This is a genomic window from Pelovirga sp., from assembly GCF_059864205.1.
This window is the reverse complement of sequence record NZ_JCBCBS010000150.1, coordinates 1-13,449: the sequence shown is the minus strand read 5'-3', so window position 1 is coordinate 13,449 and position 13,449 is coordinate 1. Positions and strand designations below refer to the sequence as shown.

Genomic DNA, 13,449 nt, shown 5'->3' with positions numbered 1-13,449 from the left:
TTGTGAAAATGCTCGGGATCCCAATAGAGAAAAACGTGGCCACAGTAGCGGCCTAAAGGTCGGGCGGGGGGTGCTGTCTGGTGCTGAAGAATCGAGTTCTCTGGTGCTGATGGGTATTGCCGGGTTTGTTTGATCTGCTGTTGTGACATGGCCGTCCTCCTTGCCCCGCAAGAGTTCAGGCGTCATGGGCTGCCTGCGGGGAGAGGGTCGGCAGTTGACGCTTTAGCAGAATTTGTGAGTCGCCCTGCAAGTTGTCGTTAACTCGGCGACGTGAAACTTCATCATATGTCGGGCAACAAAAAACCCGCTATGGCTCTTGCACAGCCAAAACGGGTTACCCTCGCTTTAGCCGCATTTATCAAGCGCCCGCAAGCTGATATTCAAATCGGCGCAACTTCATAGTAGCTATTTTTTGTGGATTGTCAAAGGGAATTTTGATCAGCCAACAAATAACATATCCCCCCGAAACTACGAACCCCGGATAGAATCGCTCTAGACAACGGTGCGATTACGCCCTGATTCCTTGGCCCGGTACAAGGCTTGATCGGCGTATTTAATGAGTTTTTCGGTGTCGCCCGTGTCGCCGGGAAAAGCCGCAACGCCGATTGAGATGGTGACCGGCCACAGCAACACAACCGAGGCTGACTGCAGGAAAGTCCCCAGCATGTCCAGCTGATTCAGAACATCCTGATGGAATTGACGGATCAAGAGAAAGTGCTCGGGGCTGATCAGTAGATCGCACTGATGTTAAGCAGCGAACGGCAGGGTCAGGATGTCCGCGTCAACCTCTGTTGTCGATGCCTTGGGCTTACGCCAGGTTTTCTCGTTAAGCCAGCGCACATTGAATCCAAAATAAAGGAGGCTCTGACCTTGCGGACAAAGCTGTTGTTTTTCTGCTGTTGAGGGGCAAAAGAGCTTACGCTGCAAGTGCCGTTTGTCAGACCATGTAACTGCTCAAAAAATCTAACACAATCAGGCAGGTATGTCTCGTTCCAATGAAAAGGTAGATGACAGATAATCGCCGTGGCTCGAGGAGTGCCGGATGGGTACGCGACCTGCTTCTCTGTAGGGGACACAATTCATTGCGCCCAGAGATTCTATAGCATCGTTGCAGAACAAGTGACAAGTGATTGACCTTCACCCCCGGTCAGTTTAGTCTGTCATGAATTCAACGACTTTCGCTGGAGGGTGGGATGTCTGGACCGGGTAAATTCAGGGGAAAAATATGAACAGAACAACCGCTTGTGGCCGTTTGGCTGGGGCGGTTTTTTTTGAGCGACCTGTGACTTTTTTTGTCCCATCTGTGCCGCATAATTCGGACTGCTGAATTTTGCTGATCCGTTTTAATAATGTTAAAATGTTGCAGCTGCTTGAATCTCCTCTAATCGGACTGAAGGTTTATGTATACCGCTGAAAAAAAAACGAAATTTGAGAAATCGTGTCTCCTTAAAGAAGATGAAGCAGCCTACCGTCTCCGCTGTTCCGGGAAGTTGCTGTTTAATACGCGAAGGTATCGCCTTATAGATCTGTTTTGTGGTGCCGGGGGGATGTCATTAGGCTTCTCAGAGGCTTTTGGTCAACCTTTTCATTCTGTTTGGGCCAACGATTTCAATCAATTCTGCGTTGATACCTACAATCAAAATTTTGGTCGGCATTGTGTCGTCGGTGACATCGTTGATCTTCTGGAGGATTCATCCATTGTGATCCCTCAAGCGGATGTGGTGATTGGCGGTCCGCCTTGCCAGGGGTTCAGCCTTTTAAACAAAAATCGTGAGAACGATCCCCGTAAAGAACTGTGGCTTCCCTATCTGGAAGTGGTTAAAAGATCAGGAGCCTCCATCTTTGTGATGGAAAACGTTCCGCAACTTCTTGGTACTTTTGAGCATGCGGAAATTGTCCGCGCCGCACAGTCTCTCGGGTTTCACGTTTGGCATGATAAATTGATTGCCGCCGATTTCGGTGTACCCCAGACACGGACCAGAGCTTTTATTATCGGGTGTAAGTTTGCTGACCCTTCGATGTTGTTCCCGCCTCGTAAAACGCACTTTAATCCCAACGGGAATGGTAATGGAAAAACATTAATACTCCCGTTTAATAAAGAGGATTATCTGGCATCACCGCCGAAATGGAAAACGGTCAGAGACGCGATTGCCGACTTGCCCGTTCCTGTCGGAACGGAGATTCGAAATGTGCTTCCACCGTTGGATTTACACTTCGGCAGAACGCCAACGGAACTGAGTCGCAAGCGCTACCGGACAATTCCGCTTGAAGGGATGAATCGCTTTGATCTCCAACGAATTGCTCCGGAACTGACCCCTGAATGCTGGATCAGAAAAAAGTCCGGCGGAACCGACCTGTTTGGCCGACTCTGGTGGGATAAGCCTTCGGTCACGATTCGTACCGAATTTTTCAAGCCGGAAAAAGGCCGCTATCTGCATCCGGAACAACATCGGCCGATAACTCACCGTGAAGCGGCGCGCTTTCAGAGTTTTCCGGACGATTTCAAATTTTTAGGCTCAAAAATCGAGATTGCCAAGCAAATCGGTAATGCCGTTCCGCCTCTGCTTGCTGCACGAGTGGCGGATGTCGTGAGATTACTACTTGATCAAAAGTGCGAACTATGGACGTCTTCTCAAAGGAACAACGAAGCCGCAACATGTCGCGTGTAGGCGGTAAGAATACCAAACCGGAACTTGCCGTTCGCTCCGTCCTACATCAATTGGGTTATAGATTCAGACTCCACAGAGTTGATTTGCCCGGAAAACCGGACATCACTCTGCCGAAGCACAGAAAAATCATTTTTGTCCACGGCTGTTTCTGGCATAGCCATCAGGGCTGTTCGCGTTCCCAAAGGCCAACGACAAATGAGTCCTTCTGGCGTGACAAACTCGACAAAAACATAGCAAGAGACCGCTCCAACATCAGGGCATTACAACAAGCAGGATGGGATGTGTTGATTGTTTGGGGTTGCGAGACAAAAGATACGGAGATGCTGAGGGGCAAGCTCCTTTCGTTTTTGCAGACAACAACATTGAGAGAAAACGGCAGATGAATTCCGAAGACATCAGAAATAAGCTGCAGTTCTTGCTGGAAAACTTTGAGCAGGAGTTGCAATCCGGCAGTTTACGCAACAAAGTGCTTGCTCTGGTTCCCTGCTTTAACCACCTTCGTGACCTCGGCAAATCGCTGATACCGCCAACTGTAGCCGGAAGCGCCAGAGCCCGAATCCTTCATTATTTCCAAAAATATCCGGCGGTGATCATCAGTGGTGATGAACTGCTGGTTGTTTCCGGCATCCAAGAATATGCCCGCAGAGTGCGGGAACTAAAAGTCCAATTCGGCTGGTCGATTGTCAGCGGACTGACAGCCAGACAGATGGCGGAAGAAAACGAATTTCCGCTCCCGAATATCGATATGACAACGATGGGTCCATCCGACTATATTCTGCTTTCCGCTGAGCAGGATAGAGACGCAGCACATCGTTGGAACCTTGCCAATGAAATCAGAAGGGAAACTTCTTCCGTCCGGGACAAAATCCTGAAATATCTTCGCAAAAACGTTGGACAAACCGTCACCGGCGAAGAGTTGAAATATCTGGCGAAGGACAAATCAGAATGGGCAAGGCGTGTCAGAGAATTGCGCACGGAATATGGTTGGCCCGTGGTCACCAGAAATACCGGACGGCCGGACCTGGAAGTCGGTATGTATTTGCTGGAGGCCGACCGTCAGAGTCCCGAGCATGACAGGAGTATTCCCGACCCGGTGAAAAGAGATGTTCTGCGTAGAGATAACTACAAATGCACGGTTTGCCAATGGTCTCACGATGAATGGAACAGGTCCGACCCCCGCCATTTGGAGTTGCATCATAAAAAGCACCATGCTCAAGGCGGCGATAACACGGCAAGCAACCTGGTGACTGTTTGCACGGTTTGTCATGATGAAATACACAGGAAATAACAAATTCAATTTCTGGGCTCACAATGTGTATGCAGGGGGCACAATACCGAATTCGTGAGGAAGCAGAGCACGGCGAGCCCTGCCCAATAGAGGGGGGATTACCACCATGCACCTTTTCATCCGTCTGATGTGCTTCAGTTTTCCTTTTGTTTTTGCCGGTGCCCTGTTCTGGCCAATGCTCGAACAACGCTTTTTCCCGCCAGAGCCCCCGGTTCAGCAGGTATTCCAGGTTCCGGTACTGCCGGTCAGCAAACCTGCGGTTCAGCGATCGTTGCCTCGACCGCAGGCGGAAACAGCTCAACCGCAACCTCGGCAATCTGTCTCAAGGCAACAATCACCACCATCTTCCGGCAGCAGCGTTTACCGTTGGGTCGATGAACAGGGGCGACCGGTTTACTCCGACCAGCCTTCAGGTCGGGGAGCGGTTGTTCAGCACCTGCCGCAAATCGGCTCAGTTTCTGTTTCAGCAGATATCCAGCGCCGGGTTGATCAGCACCAGGTCCGGACCAGGCAGCAGGCACAACAGCTGGTCAGTCAGTCGGCACAGACTGCCAACACCAACGGTCCTCCCCAATACAACTTCTCCAACATCAGCGCCGGACAGAAGCACGGTTACGTGGTCATTTCCGGGCGGGTTTCCGGCGATCAGGCTTGCAATAATCTGATTGTCAAAGCTTGGGCACACAGTGATCGTGGCAGGAAGATTTCGGGGCGTACAGACAGCGTCAGCCTCGGTGATTTCGGTTCCAGGTTATTTGAAATCAAAGTCGATTCACGCTGGAATGGTACAGGTCGTCGCCCCGAATGGGATATCACCCGATTAGAGGCGTATTGTTCGCTGTAGGGGCGCGATGAATCGCGCCCCTACGGAGGACGAATTGCAACCTAACGAGCCAAATGATACCCTTCTTTATTACGCCTCTGATGGAAAAACCCGTCTTGATGTCCAGCTGGACCGCGAGACTGTCTGGCTGTCCCAACCGCAATTGTCAGCAAGTATGGAGATTTTAATATGACCCTGGATCAAGCACTGAATGCCCTGAAGCCCTTTTCCCCGAAAGTCCCGAGAGATGCGCTGAATTTCATCCGCAATAACTGGCATGAAGCTGAGCCGGTTTTGCTGGCGGAGCTGGATCGGTGCATAGATCAACCCCCATTGGACAAAGAACGGACAGCACTGTTTTTATATTCACTCTTTCTGTGTGCAGAAAGGCAAAGTGACGCAGCTTTTGAACGTTATGTCAGGATTCTCCGTCTGCCAAACCTGATACTAAGTGACCTGCTTGGGGACATCCTGACTGAAAATATGAAGGAGATGCTGGCGCGCACCTGCGCCGGGCGGATCAACGAGATCAAATCCCTCATCGAGGATGAAACCCTTTATGAATTCGCCCGCTGCGCGTCTTTACAGGCACTCTATGTTCTGGTGGGGACAGGGGGTGTCGAATTAAATGAGATGAAGCGCTATTGTCTCGATTTGCTGGAACACAGATTGGAACACAGGCCCTCCTATGTCTGGGATGACACCGTCTCACTTGCGGAGGATCTGGGTCTCCACGAAGCGCTACCCTGGATTGAGCGTGCCTATCAGCGGGGGTGGGCTCATCCGGGCCCTCAAACCCTTGAAGAGGTTAAGACTGGATTGAATCGTTCTGTTGTGGAAAAACAGTTGACCCGCATTAAGGACAAATCAGAGTCTTTTAAGGCCGAGGGTGAGATGTCCTTTTTTGTCCAAAATTGGGATAAGCAGAACGATCATCCCGATCCTGATTCTGTGGAGCTGTTGCGGGAGCCACGCGCGGCACGGCTGAAAAAATCCTTACCGAAAGCCGTTAAGATCGGTCGTAACGAGCCCTGTCCCTGCGGGAGTGGAAAAAAATACAAGAAATGTTGTATTGATCAGCAGAATCAAGCACTTATAGAAGCTACCTCGGTATCTGCCGAGGGGTTGGAACTAGCCGATGAATGGCTTGCTGCCGGGTATTATTATCAGGATCAGCATTGGCCGCATCGCGCCCTGGACTGCTGGTGGAATGCCTGGCAGACAGCTCAAGATTTTCTTCCCGAGGGCGTTGATGATCCTGGAAGCAGAGAATATGAAGGGCTGTTTGCAAACTGTGATTTCTTCAGTAACTGGTTGCAGGACTATCAAAGCCTGATCGAAGAAAATCTGCATCACAATCTTTTTGCTGTTAAAAATGGCCTGCAATTTTGTCGGCAGGTTATTGAACGCTTCCCGGCCATGAATCCGGTCTTGCAGAATAATTTACACGAGAGCATATTTTATCTTCTGTTGGTGCTTGGCAAATCGGACGAAGCTTTTTCACACATCCAGGAATTCATTAAACAACATCCAGACACCGCACAGGGGTATGCGATTCTGTCGAGCGCATTGAGTTTTGACAGTCAACGCTTCAATCTTCGCCCTGATTTTCAACGGGCACAGCAGTTGCTGGTACAAGCACTCGAAAATGCCACAGATTGTGAAGGGTGGGATATCGAGATGCGGTTGGCAGATTTGACAGAAGAGCTTGCTGCCGTTCAGGATATTCATTCCTTGGGCTTTGAGAAGGGCGTTGATTTAGTTTGAGGTAGAAACCCCAGTCCTCTGGGCGGGGTTTTTTACTAAAAATGGATTTGTGTGGAATGTTATGGACAGGTATTTACAACAAAAAAGCCCCTGGCGAACCAGAGGCTTTTTGCTGTTAGTGGTACCGAAGGCCGGAGTCGAATAAATTATGGTACTTGTTGAATTCTAATGGTTTTCGGCTTGTGGGATTTGCCTAGTACCCCTAAGGGTACCCCTATTTATGTGTGCTAAGAGCGGATTTCGTAACTTGTCCGAGATTATTATGCCTTTGCTGGGATCACGCCCATGCCGTTACGAACATAGGGATTGATCTCCCTGAGCAATTGAGGGTTCCTGTTGTCCCAAAACTTTTGTCCATCTGGAGAGAGCATTTTTGCGCTGGGCGTAAGCCTGAGTCCACGTGATTTTAAGTCAGCTTCAATTCGATCATATAGTTGTGTGGCCACACCCCTTCTGCGGTATTGTTCGGCCACCTCAATTCTGAGGACTGATACATCGCCTGATAATGTGCGCGAACTTAACGGTATTTGAACTGATGCGATAAGTTCTCCGTTATTATAGGCATAATAGCAATTTGCTGATTTAGCATCATGTCTTATTTCGAGATCTAAGCGGTTCTTGGCCATGAGCTACTCATCATAATTTCGGAAATTGTTTTTTTCCCATGTCTCAAGCCCGAATCTTTTGAGGAAATGATTTCTAATTACTTCTCTATCTGCCTCATTTTCTTTTGTGAAATCTATTTGTTCCTCTGTGAATGTAACCATTGCATCAATAAATGTCTCCATTAAATTATCATCAAGGCTTAGAAATTCTTCTGGTATCTGAAACTCATTAGAGACCTTTTTGATATATTTTTCAGGAATTTTATTCGTCTGTACCCACCTCGTAATAGTCGATCTTTCTATGTCTAATTTTCTTGCAAGCTCTGTGGAATTTTTTGCTTTATAGAGCTTTTGCATTTTGTTGATGACGGCTTCAACTGCGACTCCAGCTGCGACACTTACAGAAAAAAGTGGAGCTATCCAAGCTGTCGACGCAGAAATCGCGAGTAACGTTTTTTGCGTACTTGGCCGTTTGATCTGAATAATAAGTTCTTTGCTTTTCCCCTTGTCTTTGAATGGCTGTCCTGTTCCTGATTCAATCCACGTACGATCAACGGAGAATTCTTTGCAGATAGCATTTATCAGTTTTTCGGATGGGTTTTTCTTTTTGGACTCTACTTGGGAAAGCAAGGCAGGAGAATATCCAACCCTCTCAGAAAATTCTTGTTGAGATAATCCCTCAATTTCCCTAATGGTTTTTATCGCTAACTCAATGCTCCACATGTGTTCTCCACAAAAAAAACGGGAATGGATAAAGTAAAGACTTGCATAATAATGCACATGCAAAGTATTGTGCTAATACGCAAGGATTTACTTGGAAGAATAGGGTATGGGAGCTAGTTTGGCAAGTTATTCTTTGCAGTTTCCTGCTCACAACGCAAGGAGGAAAACCATGACAAAAATGCTTAGGTTGCCAGAGGTGCTGGAGAGGGTAGGACTTAGCCGGTCGATGGTCTACCGAATGATCAGCCAGGATGAATTTCCACCTGCAATAAAAATCTGTCAGGCGTCCAGGTGGAGCGAGCAAGCCATCGAGGAGTGGCTCCAGGAGAAGATCCAGGCGTCTATTGCTAAGAATTACTAGATCGACCCATGACACTTGTCGATCTACTGGTGCGTCCAGTTGCCTACCATCCTGCCTTAGCCCGTATCCTGGGCAGTGTTCCTGCTGCGGTGATGTTATCGCAGGCGATTTACTGGCAACAAAGAATCCCGAAATTGAGGCCCCATGATTGTCCCGGAAAGGGGTGGTGGTATCACACTGCGCAAGAATGGGAGGAAGAGACTGCTCTGTCCGAAGGTATGCAGTTAACTGCCAGAAAGGTGCTAAGGAACACGACTTTCTGGAATGAAAAATTTGCAGGCATGCCTCGTAGGCTTTGGTTTCGGGTTGATTTCGGCAAATTGGAAAAAATTCTTAAAAATCAACAGTCCCCCGTATCCCCGGGAACAAGCTTCAGGCAAACCCGGGATTAAGGTGGCCGGTATACGGGGAGCATGATCCCCGATTTGCCGTCGCCTCTATATACAGAGACCACCGCATATATTACGCCAGAGACCACCACCGAAGTACAAGGGCTGAATGATGAAGAACAAGGTGGTGGTGCGAATGCTGATCATGGTCAGGAGCAACACCCTCATGATGATCATGAACACCACGACGTAATCGAAGAGTACATCCGGTTGGTAGTTGATCGTGACAGACCCTCAAAGCCTGGTGCGTATGCTCAAGGAATCAAGAAAAGGATAAAGGGTAGTGGCGGCCTCTCTGCTGCGGATATTGACGAACTGAAGGAGTTGAGGGCTCAGGTGCGACAGAAGGAGAAAAATAAGGAAAAGGCAGCTGCTCAAGAGGAGCAAGAGCTGAGGGAGCAAGAAATAGCTGCCAGGCATAAAGAGATCTGGCAGAACTATTTGTCTTGGCCTCAAACAGATCGATTTGAGTTGCTTGATAACATCCTGCCAAGGCTTCAGGAACAACTGAAAGGAATCGTCTCAAAGGATAAGATCGATGAAAATTTTCCACCCGTCAGGGCTGAGATCATCCTGCATCTGATGGCTGAGGAGAGCCAACTGCCATGAGAGGCAAAGCGGAATTCAACTTGCTCGACCATGTTTCTACCGATAGTTACAGCAATCGTAACCACCGCAAAAAACATAGCCGAGAAACATTCTTGTGCAGCAAGGTCCGCCCAGAAAATTGCGGACCCTACTGCGACGTAACAACCGCAAATCGGTTGTTACGTGGTGAACCCGCATGGCGCTGGACGCACCATTTCAGCAGGTTCTATGGGGGGATCGCCGCCCCCTGCTTTCGGGCTGAACGCCCTCAATCTGCCCCCGCGTCCACCGTCTTGCTGACGCACCGTTTCCTCAGCCGCTTTGCGGCCGCTCCACCGGACGACCAACCCAATTTCCCCCAGTCTCTCGCTACGCGAAAGCCTAGGACCCGAAATTGTGTTGGTCGTCCGGTGTGACCGGAGCGACGGTGGACCTCAGGCACGCCGATTCCGCCTGGGGGCGCAATCGGCTCATCCACGGTAGGCCGTGGATGGCCATCTTTGCTTCGCTTCAGTAAGCGCTGAACGCGCTATCTGAGGCTCCGCAATAGTTGCCAGAGCTGGGGCTCTGGCGGTTCGTGGCTGTACGCCGCTTGAGATTTGAAAGGCATTTGTGGATGCATTTCTGAGTTCATCATATTGGTTTTATATTTTGGCATGTCAGCAAATGACGCTCTGGCAACGTACAGCCATGCTCGCCTTCAGCTTCGTGGCTGTCCTTGCCTCAATCTTCGCCGCTACCGGTTGGAGAGGGGCAGCTGAACGCTGGCAGATAAAGCTCTTGATGGTGGGCTGTTACTCCATCGCACTGACGGCATCAATCTCACTTCTGCTGGCAGCGTACTGGATCGTCTCAGCTTATGCCGGCACGGAAAGCACTATTCCGGCAGTGCTTGAGAGTCTGGCGCGAGCCTCTGTCCTGTGTTTACCTCAGATCAAGGTTGGTCTTGGCGGCGGCCTGATGATCAGTGTTCTGGCCTGGTTTTTTATGCGCTTCCATTTCCAGCCGAAGATCGCACGGCGTCTGGGTTGTGGGTCGTCAGATGATTTTATGACCGATGCCAGAACGATCGAATCGCATCTGCCAAAGCCCTTCAAATACGATCCCCGCAAATATTTCAAAGCTGCCCGAAGGGACGATTGCATGTTTCTGGGTATCGATGAGCAAAAAAAACAGGTCACTTTGCCACGCGATACCTGGAAGAAAACCCATGTTCAGATCTGCGGCCCGACCGGCACAGGTAAAGGAGTCATGGCCTGTGTCTGTCTCTCCCAATCCGTCGCGTTCGAAGACGGTGTTTATGTCATTGATCCAAAAAATGACGAATTTGCAGCATCTGTTCTCTCCGAGAGTTGCGCGGCCGCTGGAAAACAATTTCACCTTGTCGATCTGCGGAATGGCCAGCAGCCTCAGTTCGACCTGCTCAAGGGCATCAGCAAGGAAGATTTGAACAGTCTTTTCATTGCCGGTTTCGCTCTCGGTGAAAAGGGGACCGATGCGGATTTCTATCGAAAAAATGACCGCGCAGCCGCTCGTCACCTTGCCGGGTTAGCAAACCTGGGGCCTGTTTCTCTTTCCATGTTGGCAGAGCGTGTCGGGGTCGTATTGCCTGAGGATCTGGTGGAAAAATGTGAAGGGTTCCGGCGATCGCTTGAGGAAATAGCAGAATTGCAGGCTGCACAAGCGTCTTCATCTTCTCATGCTGTCAACCTGGATGGACCGCTGGAAAATGGCGGTTGCCTCTACTTTATTGGCAGTATGGATGACGAGGCTGTGGTCATCCTGCAAAAAAATGTTGTTGGTACGGATCGTTCAACTTGTTTCGGCCCGGCAAAGAAATATCAAGCAACGACATATCACAATTTTTGCTGACGAAATCCGCTATTTGATGAGCAAGAAGCTGGGCGATGTTTTGGGCAGTGTCCGTGACAAGGGATGTAACGTCATCCTGGCCCATCAGAGCCTGGATGATCTGCATACCGGTGACGTTCCCTCTCCGGCGGTGGTTATCGACAACACCGGGTTAAAGTGGCTTTACCGGTCGACGACGGAGGAGATGGCTACCTGGATCGCTGGGCAGACGGGAAAGATCGTTGTCAACAAAACAACCCGACGTATAGAGGAGAACGCAACCGGAGGCAAGATCTCCCGTACCGAGCATATGGTGGCCCAAATCGAACGACAAAAAATCGATACCAACATGGTTCAGCATTTGCCGACCGGGGTGGCCGTGGTTGTCGGTGTCGGTCCCGCTCGGCTTGCATTTACATCACCCGTTCCAGTTTTCCAGAAGCTCGACACGTCCCAGTTGATCAAATCCGCAGGTCCTTTTCGCCAGCCACAAAGAGAAGAGGGTCGCGCCAAACGAGCACAGGTCACCAAAGAAAAATCTTTTTCAGAATTCTTGGAGGACGGTGAGGAAACCATATGAAGAACGCACAAGCCCAGGCTATTGAAAAAATCTCGCAGATGTCTCATCAGCAACGGTTGCAGCGCAGGGATGAAAAGCGGGAGAAGGTGCTGACGATCCTCAGGTTGATTGGTTGGATCAATGTCGAAGCCACTTGTGAATTGATTGATGTGTCGCGACCTGCGGCGACACGAACTCTGAAAGGGCTGCTGGCCGACGGTTTATTGTGTTCGCATACCTTGTCTGGTTTGCCTAAAAGGATCTGGTATTCAATTACCGAGACGGGAATGGCTGAAGCTTATTTTATTGAAGGATTGCCGCTTCCAGAACGTCTGCCCTCGGGCAGGTGGAAAATTTCACCGTTGAATTATCTGCATGAGCAAGATGTCCTTATCTTTGCGATTAAGGCCCAAAAAAGAGGGGTCAGGGTGCGTCTGTTTGAACAGTCGATTCCTGGGCAGAAGGGCCGATCAATGTCCGCAAAATATCCAGATCTTCTGGTGGATGTTTGTGGCGAAACTTTCGGTATCGAGATGGAAAGGGAAGTTAAAAGCCAACGACGTTATCGGGATATTATTGCCTCTCATTGGCACGCCATGGAGAGAGGTGAGTATGGTGGCGTCCTTTATCTGACTCCAGATCAAACCACTCGTGATCGGCTCGCTAGGGTTGTTAAATCGGTTTATGAGACTGTGAGACTGGGTGGGCGAATACGTGCGTTCACTGAGGAGGAGCGGCGGAGGTTCAGATTTGGAACCTACCAAAGTGGTATAGGGTTTATCCAAAGCAAGGTCAATTCTATAGACGCCGAAAGTGCAGAATATTAAACGGAAGCCCCTATGTCGTGAGAAGCGAAACGTTAATAGACTGGAGGACATAATGCAGGTTTACGCAACGATCCGAAAAGAAAGTACCTATCGTCACCAGCAGGCGATGGGTAAAAACAAAAAACCGATGGCTTTTAAGGTTTCCGTCGATTTTGCCAGTGATCCGTTTTGGCCGGTCAAGGGAGGTGTCGGAGGTCAATACACTTTTTTTGACGTCGATTTATGGGTTGAGGTTGACGGCACACTTGAAAAACTGCCAATCCATTCTGCTCTCTAGGGAAGGCCATGGGTCCATAAAGATATATTTACATCCTCTCAAAAATATCTTATATTACTAATGTTTTTGCATTTTCACGGGAGGAGTGGATGCCCATTTTGAGGTAGGTAAAATGGTTGATAACCGCTTGAGTTGGTGCAAGAGCACTGAACAGGCGGTTTTTATTTTGGAGGATTTAAGATGTCAGAACAAAAGTTTCTGCACGACCTTGAAAAAAAGCTCTGGACCGCTGCTGACAAGCTGCGTTCCACCCTCGATGCGGCGCAGTACAAGCACGCGGTGCTCGGCCTGCTGTTCGTCAAGTACATCTCTGATGCTTTCGATATCCGCCGCCAAGAGTTGACCGCTCAGTTCAAAGACGAAAATCACGATTATTTTCTCGATTCCGGCGATTACGCAAGCGACGAGGAATATCAACTTGAGATCGCCGCCGAACTTGAAATTCGCGACTACTACACCGAGAAAAACGTCTTCTGGGTGCCACAGCTGGCACGCTGGGAGACGTTGCAGAACCATTCCAAATTGCCGCCCGGCAGCGAAATTGTCATCAAGAATGGCAAAGAAAGCACCTACACCATCCGCAGCGTCGGCCGTCTGATTGACGATGCCCTCGATGCCATCGAGAAGGACAACCCCAAACTCAAAGGGGTTCTCAATAAGCAGTATGGCCGGTTGCAGATCGATCAGGCAAAATTAGGCGAGCTGATCGACCTGATCGCCAC

The 13,449-nt window shown here is 49.5% G+C and carries 15 protein-coding genes and 2 pseudogenes; 14 read left to right on the top strand and 3 right to left on the bottom strand.

Going from position 1 to position 13,449, the window contains the following annotated elements:
- Positions 1-492: 492 nt before the first annotated feature.
- Positions 493-708 (bottom strand): diguanylate cyclase, encoded by a 216-nt coding sequence (locus AC6F7T_RS09545; protein WP_500718253.1) that lies wholly within the window; start codon positions 706-708, stop codon positions 493-495.
- A gap of 692 nt (positions 709-1,400) precedes the next feature.
- On the opposite strand from AC6F7T_RS09545, the gene AC6F7T_RS09540 reads away from it, so the two are divergent.
- The 6 genes and pseudogenes from AC6F7T_RS09540 to AC6F7T_RS09515 form a co-directional block, all read left to right on the top strand.
- On the top strand, positions 1,401-2,669 hold the full coding sequence (locus tag AC6F7T_RS09540; RefSeq protein WP_500718251.1) for a DNA (cytosine-5-)-methyltransferase: 1,269 nt from the start codon (positions 1,401-1,403) through the stop codon (positions 2,667-2,669).
- Positions 2,621-3,052, top strand: coding sequence for a DNA mismatch endonuclease Vsr (locus AC6F7T_RS09535; protein WP_500718250.1), 432 nt, complete (start codon positions 2,621-2,623; stop codon positions 3,050-3,052). The genes AC6F7T_RS09540 and AC6F7T_RS09535 overlap by 49 nt, the downstream gene beginning before the upstream one ends.
- Positions 3,049-3,957 (top strand): KpnI family restriction enzyme N-terminal domain-containing protein, encoded by a 909-nt coding sequence (locus tag AC6F7T_RS09530; RefSeq protein ID WP_500718247.1) that lies wholly within the window; start codon positions 3,049-3,051, stop codon positions 3,955-3,957. The genes AC6F7T_RS09535 and AC6F7T_RS09530 overlap by 4 nt, the downstream gene beginning before the upstream one ends.
- A 106-nt stretch (positions 3,958-4,063) precedes the next feature.
- Positions 4,064-4,801, top strand: coding sequence for a DUF4124 domain-containing protein (locus AC6F7T_RS09525; protein WP_500718246.1), 738 nt, complete (start codon positions 4,064-4,066; stop codon positions 4,799-4,801).
- A 168-nt stretch (positions 4,802-4,969) separates the two neighbouring features.
- Positions 4,970-5,638 (top strand): annotated as a pseudogene (locus AC6F7T_RS09520) (DUF1186 domain-containing protein); the annotation flags it as partial.
- Between the two features lie 111 nt (positions 5,639-5,749).
- Positions 5,750-5,851, top strand: a pseudogene (locus tag AC6F7T_RS09515) (SEC-C metal-binding domain-containing protein); the annotation flags it as partial.
- A 956-nt stretch (positions 5,852-6,807) separates the two neighbouring features.
- Here the strand turns inward: AC6F7T_RS09515 and AC6F7T_RS09510 are convergent.
- Together AC6F7T_RS09510 and AC6F7T_RS09505 are read right to left on the bottom strand one after the other, a co-directional pair.
- Entirely contained in the window at positions 6,808-7,173 is a 366-nt protein-coding gene (locus AC6F7T_RS09510; protein ID WP_500718243.1) for a GNAT family N-acetyltransferase, read from the bottom strand.
- A 3-nt stretch (positions 7,174-7,176) separates the two neighbouring features.
- A complete protein-coding gene (locus AC6F7T_RS09505; RefSeq protein ID WP_500718242.1) occupies positions 7,177-7,875 on the bottom strand; it encodes a helix-turn-helix domain-containing protein in 699 nt (232 codons plus the stop codon).
- A gap of 169 nt (positions 7,876-8,044) precedes the next feature.
- On the opposite strand from AC6F7T_RS09505, the gene AC6F7T_RS09500 reads away from it, so the two are divergent.
- From AC6F7T_RS09500 to AC6F7T_RS09465, 8 genes are all read left to right on the top strand, one after another.
- A complete protein-coding gene (locus AC6F7T_RS09500; protein WP_500718240.1) occupies positions 8,045-8,236 on the top strand; it encodes an AlpA family phage regulatory protein in 192 nt (63 codons plus the stop codon).
- A gap of 8 nt (positions 8,237-8,244) precedes the next feature.
- On the top strand, positions 8,245-8,628 hold the full coding sequence (locus tag AC6F7T_RS09495; protein ID WP_500718237.1) for a hypothetical protein: 384 nt from the start codon (positions 8,245-8,247) through the stop codon (positions 8,626-8,628).
- A 21-nt stretch (positions 8,629-8,649) separates the two neighbouring features.
- Positions 8,650-9,234 (top strand): hypothetical protein, encoded by a 585-nt coding sequence (locus AC6F7T_RS09490; protein ID WP_500718236.1) that lies wholly within the window; start codon positions 8,650-8,652, stop codon positions 9,232-9,234.
- Positions 9,235-9,825: 591 nt separating this feature from the next.
- The gene (locus AC6F7T_RS09485; RefSeq protein WP_500718234.1) at positions 9,826-11,085 is read left to right on the top strand and encodes a hypothetical protein; all 1,260 of its coding nucleotides are present in this window, start codon (positions 9,826-9,828) and stop codon (positions 11,083-11,085) included.
- Positions 11,086-11,101: 16 nt separating this feature from the next.
- Positions 11,102-11,644, top strand: a complete 543-nt coding sequence (locus AC6F7T_RS09480) for a hypothetical protein (RefSeq protein WP_500718231.1) — start codon at positions 11,102-11,104, stop codon at positions 11,642-11,644.
- Positions 11,641-12,450: a hypothetical protein gene (locus AC6F7T_RS09475; RefSeq protein ID WP_500718229.1), complete on the top strand. Its 810-nt coding sequence runs from the start codon at positions 11,641-11,643 to the stop codon at positions 12,448-12,450. The genes AC6F7T_RS09480 and AC6F7T_RS09475 overlap by 4 nt, the downstream gene beginning before the upstream one ends.
- Positions 12,451-12,502: 52 nt before the next feature.
- Complete coding sequence (locus tag AC6F7T_RS09470; RefSeq protein WP_500718226.1) at positions 12,503-12,727, top strand: hypothetical protein; 225 nt, start codon at positions 12,503-12,505, stop codon at positions 12,725-12,727.
- A gap of 180 nt (positions 12,728-12,907) precedes the next feature.
- A partial coding sequence (locus AC6F7T_RS09465) for a type I restriction-modification system subunit M N-terminal domain-containing protein (protein ID WP_500718224.1) occupies positions 12,908-13,449 on the top strand: 542 nt, incomplete at its 3' end.